At 36.2% G+C, this 21,525-nt stretch carries 14 protein-coding genes; 3 read left to right on the top strand and 11 right to left on the bottom strand.

The annotated features are described in order from the left end of the window. Positions 1-7: 7 nt before the first annotated feature. The 11 genes from BGC7_RS01555 to BGC7_RS01605 form a co-directional block, all read right to left on the bottom strand. The gene (locus BGC7_RS01555; protein ID WP_050699806.1) at positions 8-2,050 is read right to left on the bottom strand and encodes a beta-N-acetylhexosaminidase; all 2,043 of its coding nucleotides are present in this window, start codon (positions 2,048-2,050) and stop codon (positions 8-10) included. A 67-nt stretch (positions 2,051-2,117) separates the two neighbouring features. After that, positions 2,118-2,834: a DUF3823 domain-containing protein gene (locus BGC7_RS01560; protein ID WP_050699807.1), complete on the bottom strand. Its 717-nt coding sequence runs from the start codon at positions 2,832-2,834 to the stop codon at positions 2,118-2,120. Between the two features lie 13 nt (positions 2,835-2,847). Further along, positions 2,848-4,677, bottom strand: coding sequence for a RagB/SusD family nutrient uptake outer membrane protein (locus BGC7_RS01565; protein WP_050699808.1), 1,830 nt, complete (start codon positions 4,675-4,677; stop codon positions 2,848-2,850). An 11-nt stretch (positions 4,678-4,688) separates the two neighbouring features. After that, entirely contained in the window at positions 4,689-8,069 is a 3,381-nt protein-coding gene (locus tag BGC7_RS01570) for a TonB-dependent receptor (protein ID WP_050699809.1), read from the bottom strand. Positions 8,070-8,293: 224 nt separating this feature from the next. Next, complete coding sequence (locus tag BGC7_RS01575; RefSeq protein ID WP_185112936.1) at positions 8,294-9,304, bottom strand: FecR family protein; 1,011 nt, start codon at positions 9,302-9,304, stop codon at positions 8,294-8,296. An 81-nt stretch (positions 9,305-9,385) separates the two neighbouring features. Beyond that, entirely contained in the window at positions 9,386-9,949 is a 564-nt protein-coding gene (locus BGC7_RS01580; protein WP_050699845.1) for an RNA polymerase sigma factor, read from the bottom strand. 775 nt (positions 9,950-10,724) lie between these two features. Next, on the bottom strand, positions 10,725-10,895 hold the full coding sequence (locus BGC7_RS18275) for a cupin domain-containing protein (RefSeq protein ID WP_347339023.1): 171 nt from the start codon (positions 10,893-10,895) through the stop codon (positions 10,725-10,727). A 568-nt stretch (positions 10,896-11,463) separates the two neighbouring features. Next, positions 11,464-12,717, bottom strand: a complete 1,254-nt coding sequence (locus BGC7_RS01590; protein WP_050699811.1) for a hypothetical protein — start codon at positions 12,715-12,717, stop codon at positions 11,464-11,466. Positions 12,718-12,727: 10 nt separating this feature from the next. After that, on the bottom strand, positions 12,728-14,881 hold the full coding sequence (locus BGC7_RS01595; protein WP_050699812.1) for a TonB-dependent receptor plug domain-containing protein: 2,154 nt from the start codon (positions 14,879-14,881) through the stop codon (positions 12,728-12,730). A gap of 43 nt (positions 14,882-14,924) precedes the next feature. Further along, the gene (locus tag BGC7_RS01600; protein WP_050699813.1) at positions 14,925-16,694 is read right to left on the bottom strand and encodes an ABC transporter ATP-binding protein; all 1,770 of its coding nucleotides are present in this window, start codon (positions 16,692-16,694) and stop codon (positions 14,925-14,927) included. A 24-nt stretch (positions 16,695-16,718) separates the two neighbouring features. Then, positions 16,719-18,455, bottom strand: a complete 1,737-nt coding sequence (locus tag BGC7_RS01605) for an ABC transporter ATP-binding protein (RefSeq protein WP_050699814.1) — start codon at positions 18,453-18,455, stop codon at positions 16,719-16,721. A gap of 178 nt (positions 18,456-18,633) precedes the next feature. Here BGC7_RS01605 and BGC7_RS01610 point away from each other — a divergent pair, with 178 nt between their 5' ends. From BGC7_RS01610 to BGC7_RS01620, 3 genes are read left to right on the top strand one after another with little or no spacing between them, the layout of a single operon-like run. Further along, positions 18,634-19,680 carry a FecCD family ABC transporter permease gene (locus BGC7_RS01610; RefSeq protein WP_199318997.1) on the top strand — a complete coding sequence of 349 codons (1,047 nt, stop codon included), beginning with the start codon at positions 18,634-18,636 and terminating at the stop codon, positions 19,678-19,680. Between the two features lie 8 nt (positions 19,681-19,688). Continuing rightward, entirely contained in the window at positions 19,689-20,462 is a 774-nt protein-coding gene (locus tag BGC7_RS01615; RefSeq protein ID WP_050699815.1) for an ABC transporter ATP-binding protein, read from the top strand. Between the two features lie 18 nt (positions 20,463-20,480). Then, positions 20,481-21,515, top strand: a complete 1,035-nt coding sequence (locus tag BGC7_RS01620; protein WP_050699816.1) for an ABC transporter substrate-binding protein — start codon at positions 20,481-20,483, stop codon at positions 21,513-21,515. The last annotated feature ends 10 nt before the right edge of the window (positions 21,516-21,525 follow it).

The raw sequence follows: 21,525 nt of genomic DNA on the forward strand, positions 1-21,525 counted from the left end.
TAAATCTTTATCTCGGTTCCGTTACTATAAACGGTTGATAGGGTGAGAGGCTGAACGTGAAATTCCCATACGTATTCGTTCCATTATATCCGGATATTTCAGCCTTTACAGTATATTTTGAATTGGCATTATAACTGTCTACTTTCAGAGAATAGAGATAAGTCTTGGTTTTATTCGTACCTCTAAAGTTATCGGCAAAACCACGGTGAGTATCTTCTGAAATAACTTTCCCATTTTCGAGTAACTGTACTTTTTTGATGTTCAAGAAAGATTCTCCTTCGGTATGAAATAGGCCGGCTGTAATACGTCCGTTAGCATATACCTTATTTGTCACATCCCATTCTAATATTTTATACTTGGATGAAATTTCGGCAGGAGTCCACGTTCCGGCTATATAACCTCCCGGACGGTAATAATCAATTTTCAACTCATCGAGTCTTAACTTGGTACTCTCAATCCGTTTAGAAAATTCGTCAAAATCTTTCTCACCTTTGCTTATCCATCCTATTTCGGAAACAGCCATTAATCGTGGAAAATTTTGCACATTCATATCTTTTACTTCTTGAGGTATAGCTGTCCACATATTGGCTTGTAGTCCCAATACAAATTTTTCCTCATGTGGCTCAAGCCCTTGAGTAGGATCGTACAGGTAAATACGCTCTAAGGAATTAATATTGCCATATGCCAAGTCGGAGGTAGTACCATCGTGACGGCTTTCTTGTGTAATATCGAAATAAAGATAGCCCGTAGGCGTAGCTACTACACGATGTCCTTTACTGGCAGATTCTTTTACCGCCTTACCTCTAAGCCAGGCCATTATGGCTGTTTCTTTCGGTAGACTTTCATCCTTTAGCACATCGTTCCAGCCAATAGGAGTTTTACCTTTTTGTTTTACAATCTGAGATACCCTTGTTACAAAATAACTTTGCAGGTCAATAACGGTGGACATATTATTTTTCTGCATAAATTCTTTTATATGAGGTTCATTTTCCCATACTGTATGTCGCACTTCATCACCCCCAAAATGGAAATATTGCCCCGGAAAAAGAGGGGCAAGTTCAGAGAATACATCATCGAGAAACGTGTATACATCTTCTTTGGTTGGATCAAGAGTATTAGGCGTAAACTGATTACCCCAAATACCCCAGGATGCAAGGAACGGAAAAACATAATCGGGGTAAACCTTCCGATTGACCCCCAAATGTGGATAGACAATAAGTACAGGCCAGCTATGCCCCGGAACATCTATTTCGGGAACGATTGTAATATTTCGTAATGCGGCATAAGCAACAAGTTCTTTAATCTGCTGCTGTGTATAGAAACCGCTGCGTTCGGCAGGTTGATTATATTCAGCCGGAAATACCGTTGTTTTCTCACTTGTAAGCTCTGGATACTTTTTTATCTCTATACGCCAGCCTTGGTCGTCTGTCAAGTGTAAATGCAATACATTGAGTTTGTATAAAGACATTACATCTATATACTTCTTCATAACTTCGACACCGAAAAAAGTACGGCTTACGTCTTGCATGTAGCCTCTCCACGAAAACCGAGGTTGGTCAACTATATTTACTGAGGGAACAACCGCGCTCAAATAATCAACCTTTCTGTCTCGCTCAATCAGGGGCGGCAACAGTTGACGCAATGTTTGCCCTCCATAGAGTAATCCCTCTTGAAATGGGGCCGAAATCAGTACTCTTTGTGAACTGACAGTTAGCTGATAAGCTTCTTTGTTTTCCGCTTTTGATACTTTTCGCAGAGCAAATACAATTCCCCTACGTTGCGAAGCCGGATTTTTGACTGTTTTTACTGGTAATTTATATCCGGTTGATTTTCGTAAAACTTCTGCTATAAGGTCTGCAATCTCAAAAGATTCCAGAGGACAAAAAATTTCAGTCGTTTCATCGATATGATATTCTCCTTGCCCTACGGTTATTGACTGAGGCTTTGGTATTATCGAGATCTCAGCGCTTTGTCCATATAGCTTTCCTCCAAAAAATAATGTTATGACAGAAGTTATCAATGCAATTATCTTGTAGTTTATTTTTCTCATCTTTTGGTTTTAATTCGTTCTTTTTTTAATACGGGCAAGGGTATAAGCTTGCCCGTGATTTGAATAATTATTCTACTTCGAAAGGCTCGGAATAGTTGTAATGTGTAGTACCTGTAACACATGCAGCAACACGTACATATACAGGTTTACCCGGATCTACTCCGCTAACTGTTACGGATAATTCTTTATCGAGATTGTCCGCTTCCTTGTCTGCGGAAACAGATATTTCTTTAAAGTTACGGCTTCCATCAACAGTGACTACCTGTGTGTTTTTGTCCAACAAAGGCGTATTTGCCCATACAACTCTATATGTACTTAATCTTCCGGTAGTCGGATTAGAGGACTTACTAATTATAAATTTAACAGTAATATCGTTTCCGCTGAAACTCAGATAAGCATCATTGATATTGATACGTAGAAAGGGCTCAAGATAAAATTTAATGTCCCCTGAGGTAGGAATCGATGTTCTTATTGTATCTTGATCAGTCACAAAAAATGGACCTTGAGGAACAAGCTTATAATTACCTGAAAAAATCATAGCACCTTCAAATGTCCCATCTCCTTTAATTGAAAAATAAGTAGGTTGTACGTAGCCTTCTTCATAGAGAGCTATCTTGGCTCCGCTAACGGTTTGTACAGGAATCGTTTTTTCCTGTCCGGAACCTTTAGTCGTCATATCTATAATAGCTCCTTTCACTCCGGCATCGGGAGCATCATAATTATCCTGACTGCAACGAAGGAATAAAATGGATAGGATTATAGTTATATATATTAAATTTTTCATAATGTATCAATTATTAATAACCCGGATTTGGAATAATGGTAGGATTAGACGATATAACCTGATCATCTATCTTATTATAGTACAACTTCGAACTAAATACACGCGGTATTTTTAATGCGGCTTCACGTTTGAAAATGACTTTATATTTAGATATTGGTTGTCCTTCAATAAGATCAGAAGATTGAACCAATAGATAAGGAAATAACCCCTTAAATTGGTGATTGTTGATTTTATCCTCCATCTTACGCCAACGGATTAAATCCCACCAGCGTCGATTTTCAAAAGCCAACTCAGTCTGCCTTTCTTTTCTTACCAGTTCAAGATTTATACTCGTCAGCCTTTTTACTCCTGCCCTATCGCGGATCTTATTCACATAGTCTAAAGCCTTATCTGTATCTTGATTCAATTCTACGGCAGCTTCTGCATAATTGAGATAAATCTCGGCAAACCGGTAAACGATATAATTTTGGGTGGATTTTCCAGAATCTATTTTACCTCCGGGATTCATATATTTTTTTAAATAGAACCCGGTTTTTGTAGGGTCGCCTGTAGGAATTATTCCATCTTTTCCGCCAATGGCTGTAGTTGTATTTTTATACTTACTTGTCAGATCGGCAGCTAATGTAGGGGCATTGGTACTTATTCCTTCAATAATTCCTCTCCTCACATCTATAAAATCTCCTTGCCAAGATCCGAACGGAACCAGAACAGAGGCCATAAGGCGAGGATCCTTATCTTTGAACAAGTCGTACGGATTATCAAACTCTATTGGTTTACCATTTGAGTCACTCACCTTCAATGTTCCTTCGGAGCCATCAATGTAATCAAAGGCTTCTACAAGTTCTAGAGTAGGGTTAGTAGCACAACCGTAATCGACCTTGAATGATTGAGGTGCGTTGAAATAATCGAAGCTGTGCGCTTTATCTACCGTGTAGGCTTTTACAAAAATGAGTTCTTCATGCCATACTTTGTCTAAAAACAGATTCTGAAAATTAGCTTCCTTATCCGCATCCTTTTCGTAAAGTTTAAAGTCTGTATTCTTTATTATTTCTTCAGAAGCTTTTTTCGATTCATTAAAGAAGAAATCCGCATCGGCACTTTGTATTCCACACAATCCGTTCATGCCGGCATCGTAAACTCCGTATTTTGCAATGCATGCAGCATGTAACATGGACTGTGATTTCAGAGCTAACGCCGCGTATTTAGTTGCACGGTACAGGTTCTCGGCATTCGGCTGTTTTGCGGCATCCGGTAATCCCACAATTGCGGCATTCAAATCTTCGAGAATGAATAGATATGTGTCCTTTTCGGTACTGCGAGGTACTCTTAGCGTTGTAGGATCAGGATTAAATTCCTGAGGCTCCTTTATTATAGGTACACCTCCATATCTGCGTGCGAGTGTGAAATAATAAAATGCCCTGATAAATTTTGCTTCAGCTAGATATAGTTCTTTCTCTTCAGCTCTTAGATTTCCGTTTGGTACTTTCTTTATCATGTCATTCACATCCCTGATTTCAAAATACCCTTTATTCGTATTCCACCAAGAAGTGAGGTTATTTGGGAAAAACTGATCGTTTGTACTTCCCCATGTATAGCTGCGTATGGCTTCATCTGTCCATGTGGATGGATATGCAGCTTGGGCACTCATTTCATATTCAAAACTTTCTACTTCCATTCCGGAGTATAAACGTGCCAGATATGCTTTAATACTTGCCGGATCGCTCCACAGCTTGTCTTCATCTATTGTATCTCTGGGATTTGTATCCAAGAAGTCGCTGCATCCCGAAAACAGAGTGATAAAAGCAAATAATACTATAGCTATATGATTTTTTATCTTATTCATAATTATTTGGATTAAAACGTTAGATTAAACCCTACATTATACGATTTTTGCTGAGGATAGTAAAAACCACGACTCCCCTGGGATGCCTCCGGATCGAATATGTCCAGCTTAGTGAATGTGAGTATGTTATATGCTGTTGCGTAAAAACGTAACGATTCCAGCTTAAATTGCGTAAGGAGTTTCTTGGGTACGGTATATCCTATCTGTACGTTCTTCAAACGAAGATAGGTCGCATCTTGAAGCCAGAAGTCAGAAACCCTTCTGTTACTTTCTTTTCCTCCGGCGTAGGTTGATGGGTATTTTCCGGGTATCCATCGGCTTTGAGGATCAAATAGATCTTCCCGATGCCACCTATCGTAGAATACCTCGAGAGAACTAGCGCCATTGAAAAAGGGAACCTGTGCTTCACTATCGAAGTAAGCGTCGAAATTTGCTGCACCTTGTAGAAGAATTGATACATCAAAATTCTTATACTCAACAGTCAAATCCATACCGAACATTATTTCCGGTGTATTATTACGCCCGATAATAGCCTGATCGTTGTCATCAATAACACCATCGCCGTTTAAGTCCATATATTTAATGTCTCCCGGAGAAAGGCTATTGTTCCCATTATTATCCTGAATGGCCCAATTCGCTATTTCTTCGTATGATTGGAATTGTCCCGCCGACTTATAACCGAAACGTTTATTCATCCAGCGATACATATCATTTACACGCCAGTTGTTATATGAATTAGTCGCATCTGCTTGTTCCAGATATTCATATTTTGCACGAGTAAAAGACATATTGCCGCCGACACTGTAAAAGAGTCCGTTTTTCAATCGGTTCTGATGTTTAAGCATTATTTCAAATCCACGATGAGAATCGCTATTAAGATTCTCCTGAGGCATTTTTTGCCCAAACTCTAAAGGAAGAGATGTTAGGCGGGTAGCTCTTTTTCCATCACGGCGACGATAGAAAAAGTCTATTTCTCCTGTTAATTTATTATTGAATAGACCAAAATCGAGACCAATGTTGGATGTTTTAGATATCATCCATGTCAACTGATCGTTAGGAATACCCAATGACGAAGCTGTAGGATAGATGAATTCGCTCTCCCCTCCATAAGATCCGAAGATATACCCCGGAATAGTATTCCCTTTAATATCTTTGCCCGGAGTTTGATAACCTGTACGATCCGAATAAGGTTCCATAGAGGCATCATCACCCAAGCGTGATGTCGATGCACGAAGTTTCAGATTGGAAATAACTGATGAGTATGGCTTCATGAAATTTTCTTCGGTAAGCCTCCATCCTACAGATGCGCCAGGGAAGAAGCCCCAACGTTTCACTTTTGGATAGGTGCTGGATGCATCGTATCTAAAGCTTAGCTCAAGCAGATACCTGTTATCAAAAGCATAATTAATACGTCCAACATGTCCGATTGAGTTTTTGTCACTTCCGCTACCTTCATTCTTTTGTCCGGTTGCGAGACCTAAATTCAGCTCTTCCATATTGAAAAGAAAGTCTCTGCTGCCCCTGACATAATTACTCCATGTCTTAGTATATTCTCCGACATAAAGAGCCGCGACATCGTGACGTCCAAATTTATTTTTATATTCGAGGGTTGTTTGCCCTATTGAGGTACTTCCCGCCGACATATTTTCATACAAATATTGCGGAGGAATCCCTGCATTGGCATTTATTACTTTATCTGTTGACTTATCATACTTGAATAAATCATAATATCTTCTTAATTTTTTATCCCAAGTGTTATAGGTTCTGTAATAAAAACTTGCTTTGGCGGTCAGACCTTTAAGGAAGGGTGCATCGTACTGAATTTCTCCTTTACCTTCAAATACTTTGGTCTCTTGTTTATTATATCCACTCAAGTCTTTATTGGTCAACACAGCAGGATTTTGCTGAGTAAGATTAGTTACTGCAGGATAATTTTTATCTCCATTCACGTAAGGGCTGTACATTGGATGATTTCTCAACAATCCCCCCATCACAAAGGAAAGACTTTCATAAGGAGATTCTCGATCTTCTTTTCTTCCCGATAGATTGATCCGGGCTGTCAGATTACTAGCAAGTTTGGCATCAACATTGGTTCTGAAGTTATAACGTTTAAAGCTTGTGTCTCCTGATTTGTATAATCCTCCCTGATTGAGGAAGCCTAACGATGTGAAATAATTGATTCTTTCGCTTCCCCCACGAACATTCATATTGTATTGTTGTTGTGGTGCAAAGTCACGTATAACTTCCTTATACCAATCGGTATTCGGATAATCAATACCTCCGGTTCTCCAGTTTTCGAGTTCTTCTCTTGTTATATTTGGTTTCCCTGTACGGTTTATTTCCGATTCAAGCATCATTTCCTGATATTGTACCGAATTTACTGCCTTAGGAAACTTTGTTGGCTGTTGCCATCCAAAATTCGATGAAAAAGAGAATTTCGGTCTGTCGAGTGTACCTCTTTTAGTTGTAACAATAATCACTCCATTGGATGCTCTGATACCGTACACAGCTGCGGCTGCGTCTTTAAGGATAGAGATACTTTCTATTTCATTCGGATCAAGTTGCTGGAAATTAGCAGGTACTCCATCCACAATAATAAGGGCACTACCAAAACCACGAATATCAATAGTTCCCGGTGCTGTTCCCGGTGCACCACCCCGGTCGACAATACGTAAGCCCGGCAGACGTCCGGTCAGAGCATTTGCGGCATCAGAAACAGGAGATTTCACTATTTCTTTAGCGTCAACAGTAGCAATAGCTCCGGTTATAGACTTTCGTTGCTGAACACCATATCCGACAACTACAACTTCTTCTAGCTCTGTATTTTCTCTAAGACTGGCATTTATTGGAGTTTTATTATCCACCTTTGTTTCCATAGACTCATAACCTACTAATGATACGACTAGTATATCACCTGGAGATGCATCTATTTCGAATTTTCCATCTATATCCGTTTGAACTCCTTGTTTGGTCTTCTTGTTGACAATTACTGCACCGGGAAGAGGCTCTCCTTGGATATCTGTTACTGTACCTTTGACAGGAGCAACCGACTGCGATGTGGCCGAGGGTTTCGATTGTGAGTTTTCCGGTTTGTCATATTGCAACAATATTTGCTTTTCCGGTTTTACTTGATAATAAATCCCAGTTCCTGAAAAGATCTGCTTTAGAGTCTCATTTATCGAAGCGTTGTTAATACTAACAGATTTATTAGTATTAATACCCGGCAGATCATTATTGTAAAAGAAACTATATCCTGATTCTTTCTCGATCATACGAATAATCTCACTGATTGGCTTATTTTTTGCCTGTATCGTAATCTGTGCTTTAAGATTAAATGCACAAATTGAGCATAATAAGGCAAGAAAAAGTGTCAAAACTTTTCTTTTTCTCATAGTGATTTAAGTAAATATGAATTGATTTGATTAATTTTGGAATCTTCTATGTGTATAACAATACCATTTCCTTTAAGATCATCAAATCAAAAGGAATTTATGCTTGTCGCACATTAAGATTTTTCTTTTATTGTACGGGCTTAACTTTGGCGAGGGAAGCCTGTACTTTTTTTATTATTCATGTTTCTGTCATAAGTTTAAATTTTAGGTTAATATTTCCGGGTTTAATTATATATAAGAATAGTATCGCCTGATACCCTCTTGTATTTCAGCCTATGACGACTCGTCGTACTTAAAACTTCCAATACATTTTCGAGACTGCTATTTTTTATGAGTCCTGTAAATTGTTCCTTTTTCAGAATTTCTTTACTGAAAATAAAGTTCACATCATACATCCGGTGCAACATCATACAAATATTGTGGAGTTCTTCTCCATAAAAATCCAACTCATTGTTCAGCCACAACAAACTACTTGAGTTTGGACTAATTATATCTTTATGCATCTTACTTGTAACTAAATCATAGTGAAGTCTTTCATTAGGATCTAAGAGAAGTTCATTTGACAGGTTACTTACCTTCACCTTTCCTTCGACCAAAACAACAGCCACCATGCTATCAGAATCATATGATCTCACATTAAAGGTTGTACCTAAGGCTTCAACCTTTAAATCTTTGGATTGCACAACAAATGGTTTTTGCTTATTATGTGCTATTTTAAAATATGCTTCGCCTTCCAATTTCACTTTTCGGTCTACTTTGTTATAGTTCTTATTATATGTCAATGATGATGATGAGTTTAAAAAAACTTTTGTCCCATCGGGTAAATCAACTTCGGCTTTTTGTCCGTTATTAACTCTAAAGATAACCTCTTCGGATTCGCTAATAGCAGCCTCATGATTTATGCCGGCATGAAATGCAAATACGCATAAAATAACAGATGCAGCGACCGAAACGGCAATATAAATCCAACGGAATCTATTTTCTGATTTCTTCGTGGTTTTATATAATGTACTCTCTACTTCCGGAGTCCAATTAATCTGACCTCGGATTTCCTCGAACATCTGGTTTCTGGTATCTTTATCCATATCGAAAGAAGATCGCTGCCATATATCTTGTAAAGTTCCGGGTCGAGTATTCTCATCCAAAACCTCATTCTTATTGTTCATATTTGATTCGGATTTATCCTTTTCATCATTAAGATGGATTTTACCCTTACAATTTTTGTTCTTTTCCATGTTATCTATATTGAATATCTTTGAGAAAGTTTTTCCCTTACAACCCATTCATTTATTTAACCATTATTAACCCTTGTCTGACTAATTGATAACCTCAATGAGTTTGCTTTTTAGATATTTAATAGTTCGGTGTATTTGGGTTTCGACTGTTTTTTCAGAAATGTTTAATTTTACAGCAATCTCTTTGTTGGTTAGGTGACTATTTCTTCTCATAAGAAATATCTCTTTTCTGGCAGGCGGCAAATCGTTTAATAATTTCTCTATTTGTACATTTAGTATTTCATTATCTATCTTACGGATAGTTTCATCTTTTGATGATATTTCATAATCATTTAGATTCGTTATTAACATTACCCTCAATTGACGTTCAGACTCTTTATAGACTTCATTCTTTGCAATCTGAAATAAATATCCGGAGAAACTTCCTGTATCGCTATCTATATGCTCCCTGAACTCCCATATTCTCAAAAAAGAGTGCTGGGTAATATCTTTCGCTATTACAGCATCATTTAATAAGGTATTAACAAAATTGTACAGTTTTCCACTATATTTATAGTATAGGGTTTCAAATGCCTGATGACTCCCTGATTTAAGCTGACAGATCAAATATTCTTCTATATCTTTTGATTTTTGTTCTGCTTTCATGCCCATTATTTATATTTTTCAATTACCAAAAGTAATTATTTTAGTAATATCCAACTATATTCTTTTAATTTATAACAGAGATATGGGTTAACTTGTGGTTGTATTACTAAATATTCTGAAGAAATCTCCTAATTAATCGAAAAAGTTGCCTACAAACAACGAAATAGATACTACAAAAAACTCAGAATATAATGATATATCGAAGTAGTTTATGTGAATTTGAAATATTATTTTACCTTTGATCCAAGCTAATCAACCTGCTCAATGCGGAGCAAATTGATGAAGTTATCTCGTTACTTATCCGTTACCTATTTCGAATTATAGCCAATCCAAATGATTGACTCATACAGTGATAGTCGAAAACATTTGGTTTGTCTCTAAATCGTTACCTGTTTTTAAAGAAAACAGTATGTAATATACTAATTAATAGACAGTAAGGTGTCTTACTGTGTGTATGGTTAAGTTACTATCCAAAACATAGCAAATCGCAGAAAAACACACAAAACAGCCTTATATACTAAAAAACAACCAAGTAAATCTAAGAAAAACGCAGAATAATAATCGTTACCTTTTTGGAGATATTCTACAAAATGCAATTCAGAGAAAATTGCAGAATTCCAATCTCTATTCTTTTATATAAAAGCTTAATAACAGAAAAGTCGGAAATAGAGAGAGACGTAGTCGAAATATTGCTAAATTCGTGACCAGACCAACAACCTATGTTATATCTCATAAACTCAAGAAACTAACATAGTAGACCCTGAAAATCATTTATTTACAGGAGCTTTCTGATAATAAAACACCTAGACTTTATAATAGTCAATAACATCTTGAAAGGTGATATAACAAATACAGCATGAGGTAAATTTACAGGCATAATAATCATATTACCCGCTTTTAGTACGTGTAGCGTACCGCCAATTTTAATTTCAACTTCCCCATCCAATACCAGAACGATTACATCAAAAGGTGCTGAGTACTAACTCAACTGCTGATCTTTATCAAAAGCGGAAAGAGTAATGTTACCAATATCATTCTTTGTTATTTGTTGACTCACAACACTATTTTTCGAATACTCAATATTATTGTCAGGTAAAAATACTGTTACTTTTTCTGCTGTCACAACCTGTATTTAACTGGATACAAAATGATTGAAGCAATTGGGATGTGAAAAAAGATGGTTTTATAATAATCCCAAACTATGGTCAATATGTAATTATTGCGAGTAATATCTGTTTTCAAAAAGAAATCATCTCCTAACAACTATCTATTTGCAAACAACGATTACAATAAAAGAAATAGTAAACCAAAATATGGTAGATAAAATTATCTCTCCCACTTGTCTAAAAAAACATCCATCCGTTTTTTGAGGATGGATGTTTAAGCATGAATTATTTCTGAGTTATTTTCTATTTTACTTTATTAAGGACGTTTTTTACAATAATAAGATAGTTCTTGGTTGTTCATCAATCTGCCTGTAACTACCTTATCTGTAGGCTAAAGAAGCCTCCTTCTTATTTAGCTATGCTGAGTTTAGCTATTCCCCAGATAACTCCGCCCGATGTAACATTAAAGGCTCGCGAAGCTGTATTATTACTACCCAGCACATAATATCCGTTTTCGTCATTGTTATTTACTACTCTGAAATATATTTTATCATTGATAACAATTATACCTTGTGCACATTGGAATGTATAAGTAGATTGCGGCATACCTAGAACTTTAGTTCTTCCGGCTGATAAGTTTTCAGTATCAAATACATAATAATCATAAACAACATCAGTCAGATTACCTCGAAAAGAAAGCGCTTGAGATCCCATTTGTGTATACAGTTTTCCATCTTTTACACAAACAACCCCCATTGATGTTCCTTGCATATAATCATCGGCATAAATAATCCAGTTATTATCAAAATCAGTAGCATTCTTTTTAATTCTCACAATGGCCGATTTATTAGTAGCGCCTGTTGCCCCGAAACCATGAGAGCACATATATAAAGCTCCATCATCGCCCATTGCCCACATTTGATTTTCGTTTCCGGGATATCCGATATAACTGATATTATTATTGCGGATGCTTTTTTCGTATTTTCCACTAGTAAGATCTATTACTGCTAATTCGGCAAATCCCAGGGGAGTATTTTTTATAAAATTACCTTTTTCATTAGCTGTATTATAAAACACATCTACATACAACTTACCATCTTTTGCCACAATTAGATTGGTTCCTACATCCTGATAAGGATAATCTGCATTTCTCAGCGATGAGAGGTCTATCTCACCTGTACGTTGCATAGTAGACGGGTTAAATTTCTGAATCTTCATTAAATCTCTATTCAAATCGATATAGAAAGCAGTAGTCTCATTATAGATATAATAGTTAGAATTGTTACCCGAAGTTATACGTCCGCTTTCGACAAGATTACCTGTAGCATCAATCGCGTATCGGATAATTTCATCTTCTCCGCCTTCTTTACCTAAACTGGTTCTTTTGAATACCCATTCGCCATAAGATCTCATACCGTTGGTTCTCATTGATACAGATCCTGTTTTTATATTATCAATATTTCCTGAAGGAAATTCAGTATACGTTGATCCATATCCGACATAAGGCGAAGTGGTTAGATCACCCGTCAACAAAACATAATAATCTTTTGATTCCGTAGTCGGAGTTTCATCATTATTGTCGTCGGAGCAAGATACCAACGTGAATCCTGCGAGTACAATAAAAACACTAAATAATTTTTTAAATAAATGATATTTTTTCATAAATCTATTGTTAATTAATGGTATAACTTAATTTTATATTAAAATTACGACCCGGATTCTGTATCCGGTAGTTGTCGTATATGTCTGAATCGAAAATATTTTTAACTTCCGCACCAATGGCAAACTTATTATTACCGGTATTTATAGTCCACGAACAGCCGATAGTATGTAAATTCTGATCTGGAATGGTAATATCACTTACATTAACTTTGGGTTTTCCCCATAAACCTAAAAAACCATCTGGTTCGTAGTTTTTAGGAACGTAATTGAGGTAATACTGTCTGACAAATCCGTAATGCCAGTAAAAGGAAATGTTATCGCCACGTTTCAATAAATTATTGAATTTGGTCACAACCCCTAGATTAGAAAAGAAATAAGGAGTGTTTCGAAGACGTGCATCTTGATATGCCGGATCATTCTGACCAAACAAGCGAAAGTCTTGGTATGTGAAGTTTCCTGTAAATCTTAACCAAGGTAAAGGGGAATAACTAAGGTCAACTTCTGTACCTAATCCTTTTACCTTATTTACATTCTGATATTTACCGAACATTCCGGTATTTACCAACAGAATAAGATCGTAGGTGCGGCGATAGAATAAATTAAGTTCGGCTGTAAACTGCGACGTAGAATAATAACCTCCAAGGTTGACGTTATAACTGCGCTCAGGTTTCAATACAAAGTTTGATTCAATAAATCCGCCATCACCAAAAAATTCCGATTGTTCGGGCAAACGGACGGCCGTTTCTCCCGATAAACGAATAAAAGAGTTGCTATTAAATGTATATTTCAGAGCATTGCCTACTCCCCAACGAGTTGTAGAATTTTTACTAATTTCATCTTTCTCGGAAATGTAAGAACCATCGTATCCCTTGGTATTTATATAGTATAATTTAGCTAAAAAATCATTCGATAATTTTCCTTCCATAAAATACGATTTGAGCCCCATACCAATAACAAGCTTGTTATATTTTGCAGGCACAGACAATATATCTTCTCCATTCTCAAGAATCTTATCACTATACGGATCTGAGCCCTTCCTTTCAATATCGGAATATACAATGTTGACCTCAAGTTTTTGATTCTGATTGAATGAATAACCAATGTTAGTTCGAGAAATAAAGTTGCGGAATGATAATTTAGTTAAATTTCCATCAGAAGATGCTTCTCCCCTACGAGATGGAACGGACATGAAATTTCCATACCAGTCATAAACACCTCTTACTGTATCGGTATAGTTGGTGTGAAGCTTATTATACACTAAAAATTGATTTATATCCAATTTGTTATCAATCAGTTTTTTTTTGTAATTCAATGTTGGTATAAACGAATGGGAGCTTCTTTCTACACCTCCAAAAGGCGTAGTCATCGTTATACCAAAGTTGTTATCTTTTCTGACATCAAAATAAGTAATACCAAAACGAAGTTCGTCAGCCCAAGGTTTATTTCTCACCCCTCCATATAGTTCAGTATAAACATTCGAAAAACCATTATGAAATAAACGTAGTTTCTGATAATGACTTACAGCAGTTTCTTTATCTGCTACAGGTACATTGGCTTTATAGTCGTTATCCGAATAGTTATAGAAAATATCGGCACCCGCAAACCATCCTCTACTATCATTCCATACCCCATGTAATGCTATTCGGTGTGTATTGAATGAGCCATATTGATACGAAGCATCAATTGTTTTACGATCTACATCTTCTCTCATTACAATATCGACTGCTCCTCCCAGAGCATCGGCTCCCAGATGCACAGGCAACACACCTTTATATACCTCAATACGATCTATTACATTAACGGGAACAATGGAAAAGTTGAATGCAGATCCTAAATAATCCATCGGTATTCCGTTCTTAAAATATTTTATTGCCTTACCTTCAAAACCATTTAACATCAGACTCGCATTAGCCCCAAGCCCACCGGTTTCTCTTATGCGTATACCTGCAGTTCTATTCATCAGCTCAATTAAACTTGCCGACTGAGTATTAACCGCTTTTACATCCAGCACTGTAGCTTTAATAGCCTTTTGGCTCAAGATATTGGCTTTAGATTTGCCTTGTACCGATACTTCATTTAATTCTACCGATTTAATCGTATCTGATTGAGCAGAAGCATAGCACACGTAACAAATAAGGAAAAATAAGGATAATATGTATTTCATTGTCTGTTTTTAATTTAGTTTGATAAGACTGGGTAATAAAACATCAATCATGTATTTTATCCAGACCTTCATTTATGTATTTTTCAGCATCCCATAATTTATAATATTTTCCGGCATGCTCGATGAGTTCGGAGTGAGTTCCTTGTTCTAAAATCCGTCCTTTTTCCAATACATATATTTTATCAGCACCTACAATGGTTGATAGTCTGTGTGCAATAATGATAACAATTTTATTTTTTACTAATTCGTCGATTGCTCTCTGAACAGCTAATTCATTATAAGCATCTAAGGATGAAGTCGGCTCATCAAGAATTACAATAGGTGTATCTTTCAGTAAAGCACGGGCAATAAATATCCGTTGTTTTTCGCCTCCCGAGAGATTGCCTCCTATATCGCCGACTCTTGTCTGATAACCCAATGGAAGATTTGATATAAATTCATGACATTGTGCGCGTTCTGCAACTTCCATAATCTCTGCATCCGTGGCATTTTCCTTAGCCATCCGAATATTATTCATTATTGTATCGTCAAAAAGATAAACATCCTGAAAAACGACCGAAATGGCAGCCATCAATTCGCTTTGGCTTATATCCTGTATATTTATTCCTCCTATACTGATCGACCCTTTCTGACAGTCCGCATACCTCATAACCAACTTTGTAATGGTCGATTTTCCTGAACCAGATTCGCCAACCAATGCTATGACAGATTTTGGAGGAATAGTTATATTTATATTTTCTAAAATCCATGATTTATTCCCTTCGTATTTGAAGCATACATCATTAAATATAATATCATAATAATCAGGTGATTTACAGATCTGAGGATAAGTCAAAGCTTGTATTCCCATCATCTTCTTTATCTGCTGATAACCAGCTTCCAATAAGCTGAAGAACATGGTCATCGCTATAAAATTAGAGATAGGTTCAGCAAAACGAATGATAATAATCATCAAAGCAGTTATAAGCATAGCATTACTACTTCCACTAAGCACAAATAAAATACAAACACCAACGGCTATAAGTAAGCCTATTTCCATAGCCGAAGCTATAATAAGATTCGATTTGGTTCCTTTATTATGCCCTATTATCTGTACAGATTTCACTTTTTCGATAGTATCAAATAAGCGGTTAATTTTTGCTCCCGAATTATTACTTAGCTTTAGAACCGGAAGTCCCTGTACATATTCTACAGATTCGGCCGACAGTTCGGAATGCACCTTATTCAGATAGTCCATTCCTCTGTCGAAAGCAGGTTTACGCCATCTGTAAAGAGGAATAATGCATGGAAAGATGAAGAGTATAACTAATGCTATTTTCCAATCAAAGAGAAATGTCAAAAGTCCCACTGTAATAGGTATCACAAGCGCATATATCATTAAGCTGCAAACAGTCATACTATAACTGATTACCTCATCTACATTACTCCCGATAATGGAACTCCATTGTCCTGAACGTTTTCTCGACAAAAGTTCTAAGGGAACCTGTCGCAATTTCTCGCCCTGTTTAGTACGCAACTCATACTGAGCCAGAGATGAATAACCTGAGTAATCATAGTTCTGCCCAATCCATCTCAATACTGCACTAATAAAAATAAGGAGAAAAGACAATCCTGTCCATAAATATATATGACTCTCATTTATGTTTTTTCCGAGAGTTTCAAAAATGGGATAAAAGCATACATAGGCATAACCTTGTGCCACAGCTGACAGTGTAAGTAAAAGCAGCGATTTTTTTAATTTCGGTTTTACCGAGCCCGACGACTCTACTATTTGATTGTATATCTCTTTAAAAGAGTTTATTTTATGTGCCATTCCTTTTATTCAATATATTATTCTCTAAATATGCCAATTCCGAGCTTGCAGATAAGCATCCCATAGACGACTATATGTAACCGACGATGACATTAATTGCTCGTGATTACCCGACTCGGAAAGTTTTCCTTTGTCGAATACGAGAATAAGATCTGCCGTTTTTATAGTAGGCAGCCGGTGAGCAATCATTATTACAGTCTTTCCTTTCATCAGGTTCTTTAGTGCTCTCATCAAAAGGGCTTCATTTTCCGTATCAGAAAATGAGGTAGCTTCGTCAAGCACCAATATGGGTCTGTTTTGCAATATTGCACGAGCTATGGCTATACGTTGTTTTTGTCCTCCCGAAAGCATATCTCCTCTTTCTCCCGCATTCGTTTGATATCCTTCAGGAAGCTGACGTATAAAATCGTCGGCCTGAGCTGCAATGGCAGCATCAATAACCTCGTTTTCTGTAGCTTCAGGATTGCCCATTCTAATATTATTTATAATAGTATCAGAGAATAGAAAATTGTCTTGAAACACGAAAGCAATCTGATTCATTAGAGTTTCGCCCGACATATTCTGGATATTAACACCTCCGATCTTTATTTTACCTGAACTAACATCCCAAAAACGGGGAATTAGTTTTGCTACAGTAGTTTTACCCGCCCCTGAAGCTCCTACCAGTGCAACAAACGAACCTTGCTCTACTTCAAAGTTTATATCTTTCAGAGCTGCTTCATTTCTATTGGGGTAAGTAAAACTCACATTCTCAAATTTTATAGATGAGTCTGAAGGTTGTTCATTCGAAGTATTATTATCAGCTAAACCTTTTTCGTTCAATAATTCCTCAATTCTCTTTGCACTGATATTAGATCTGTCTATAACATGCGACAGACTTCGGTATGGCATTATCGATTCGATCATACCTGTTCCAAAGAGTAACGAAGCGATGAAACCCGACAAGGGCAGTGTCCCTTCTTGATACCAATATGTACCAATAATCAAGAGTATTATAAATGTTGGCAATGGATTTAGTACCAACATCGAAATACGGGCTCCAAGTCCATTTTGTTTATACCAGTCTTTCAATGTTTTTCTGTAATGAATTAAAGCTTCATCGTAACGCCTAAAAGATTTTTCTCCTCCATCGAATATGCGTACTACGGGCATTGCTTGTATATATTCAATAACTGCTACATTAATTTCTTCCTTTGCCTTGTTGTATGCTGCAGATAATTCCTTCTTGTTTCTGATACTCCAAAACATCAGTATTAATCCAACCAAAAGAATGACCAGACTGATTAGAGCCATTCGGTAATCGAACCAACAGAGGGCCATAAATGTAAAGATAGGAGCAGCATATGCTCTGGCGAATAAAGGAGTACTGTCCGCAACAAAACCATGCAAAGACCTAACATCATCATTTATAATTTTACTTATTGCCCCTGAGCCTGTTTGTGCAAGAAAGCCAATAGGTAGAGCAGATAAATGAACAGCTATTTTTTTACGTAATACAGCTTCCAAATCATATGCTGCATAATGGGATAGGTCATAAGCCCTGAGTCGAAAAATATAACTAAAAACAGTGCATAATAGCATTGCCGAGAAATAATAAAAAACATCTATTTGATCGGAATTATTTAATGCCAGAATTAAATAGACCAGAAAGATCAGAACCATAACGCTCAAAACAGATGAAAACACAGAACAAATAATAGCTCTTGCTATTTTATTTTTAACAGGTAAAACTATATGCCAGATCGATTTTTTTTTTGTCATTATAAAGGGATCTACGTTTCAGACACCAAAATTAGATGTACTGTATACAAAACGAGTGACGCCAAAAGGAAATAAAGTGACGTTAGAGGGATTATTATTCAGAACAATTATAAATAATGACGACATGTATATAAATTTGCAAATCTCTATTGAGGCTATTTAAGAATTAAAAAAACTCATGAAAAAGGAAATGCAAAGCAGATTTGCAATATTAATCTTCCTGTTATTGATATTTCTTGTCCTAACTTTTGTGATTACCATAAGCGTTGGAACTTTAGATATACCACTCGCTGACACCGTTAAGGTTATATTAGGTAAGATGGGAGGATATGAATTAAATGTCGATAATCCGTTTTCGAATATTATATGGCAGCTCAGAGTTCCCCGCGTATTGATGGCTCTCTTTGTGGGAGCCGGACTTGCAATATGCGGAGTAGTGATGCAGGCTGTGGTACAGAATCCTTTGGCCGAACCATTTCTCTTAGGGATATCATCGGGAGGATATTTAGGAGCCGTTTTTTATATTATGCTTGGAGCTTTTATTCCTGTTTTTTACACCGAATTGGGAATAGTTTTTTTTGCTTTCGTCGGGGCTCTACTTGCTTCTTTTTCTGTAATTTTCTTATCTTCTTATAAAAGTAAACTATCTACCACCAAGCTTATATTGTCGGGAATGATTATTAATGCAGCTTTTCAGGCTGTAGCAAATTTCATTGTAGCCATTTCCGGTTCGTATGAATCTATATCACGTATTGCATTTTGGACTATGGGTTCTCTTAATGCTTCAAAATGGGAGTCTTGCTTATTGCCTGCATGTACAGTAATTATCATATCAGCGTACTTTTACTCGCAATATCGAAATCTGAATATTTTACTTCAAGGTGATGAAACTGCTGTAACGTTAGGTGTTAATGTTAATTTATTTCGTAAACTGTACATATCAATAATATCGTTGATGGTAGGATTGCTCGTTTCTTATTGTGGAATTATCGGATTCGTGGGATTGGTTATTCCTCATATCGGAAGGGCTCTTGTTGGAGCAAACCACAAACGTTTAATCCCAATCGCTTTTTTATTAGGTGCAATATTTCTTATGATAGCCGATTGTGTAGCCAGATCTTTACTTGAGAATATGGAACTGCCCATTGGTGTATTTACAGCTCTTGTAGGGGCGCCTTTCTTTGCATATATTATGATAAAAAAGAATTATTCTTTTTCGAACTAAAAATTATAATGAAGAGTACAACAGACTTAAGAGTTGAAAATATACATGTAAAACTAGGCGATTCCCTTATTATAGACGGAATAGACCTGAATGTTTGTAATAACTCTTTTACTGCAATTTTGGGACCGAATGGAAGTGGTAAGTCAACACTACTGAAAAGTATATACAGAGTACTAAAGCCTTGTATGGGATATATATATCTGAATGACAGAGAAATACCGGAAATGACAGGTAAAGAGGTTGCCAAGAAGATGTCGGTAGTCTCTCAGTTTCAGTCTAATTCATTCGATTACACTGTCGAAGAAACAGTCTTTACCGGGCGCACTCCTCATCTAAAAGCATTAGAAAAAGAAAGTTCTGAAGATAAAAAAATAGTAAAAGATGCTTTAATAAAAACGGGTCTGCTAGAATATAAAGATCGAAGTATAGCAACTCTTTCGGGAGGAGAAAAGCAGCGGGTAGCTTTAGCTCGTGCCATTGCTCAAAATCCATCAATCATGATTTTAGATGAGCCCAGCAACCATTTGGATATCAAGTATCAGATAGAAATATTATCGATAATAAAAAAACTGAATATTAATATTTTAGCCGCTTTACATGATGTATCATTAGCAGCAATGTTTTGCGATTATATATTTTTTATAAAAGGCGGAAAAATCCGTTATCAAGGGATACCTAAAGATATTATTACAAAAGAAATATTAAAAGATATTTATGGAGTAGACTGTGAAATCTTTGTTCATCCCGACACAAATAATATTTGCGTCAGTTATTATAAATAATTATCAAATATAAATTTTATGATAAAGAATTTAGCTGTTATTTTTTCAGTCGCTTTAATTTACAGCACTCTGATTATTTCGTGTAAACAAACGAATAAAACTGAACCTGATAAGACAAATATAAATAAATACATAGGGGAAGATAAAAAAACAATATATCCTATCGAAGTGATATCATACGATTCTAATGGAAAGCCGGTTACTCAGGTATTTGAAAAAGCACCTTCTCGAATTATAACCACAAACCTATCGGCTATAGAAACTCTATTAGAGCTGGGGCTGGGAAATAAAATTATAGGCACAACCAAACCGGATAATGAAGTGGATGGAAAATGGAAGTTTGCTGTTAATGAATTAGAACAAATTGGTGATAAAATGACTACTTCGAAAGAGATTATAGTGGGTAAATCACCTGATATTATTATCGGATCAGCTAAAGGATTAACCGATCAGTATTTAGGATCGTTGTCGAGTTATAATGCAATGGGTATAAAAGTATATACGCAGTCGGCCAGTATTATACAAAACAACCCTAAACTGACAACTATTATAGATGATGTTAGGATATTAGGTTTAATATTTGATGTAAATGTGGCAGCTGAAAATTATGCAATGCAATTAGAACAGATATATAATGGAGTGATTGATAAAGTCTCAAAAAAGAAGACAAGCAATAGATTGTCATTATTACCAATGGTTGCTTTCGACTCCGAAAAAAAATCTTATTCGTCTTTCACTGTTTCCGAAGGACTTCAGCTAGACATATTAAATACATTAAATATTAAGCCGGGAATTGAAGGTGCTTCATTGAATAATAATTATGAGAATCTGATTGGTATCAATCCCGATATTATTCTTTATATAAAGGCTGATAGACATAAAAAGTTAGATGATGTGGCTATCGATTTTATAAAAAAAGATGCTTTACTAAAACATATATCGGCTGTTGATAATAATAGAATATATACAGTAACGTATGATAATTTTATGGATTATGGAGCTAGAAATTTCGCGACATTACTACAGCTATATGAAAGCATATATGGTAAATAGTAAGTATCAA

The organism is Dysgonomonas sp. BGC7, from assembly GCF_001261735.1.
Classification (GTDB): domain Bacteria; phylum Bacteroidota; class Bacteroidia; order Bacteroidales; family Dysgonomonadaceae; genus Dysgonomonas.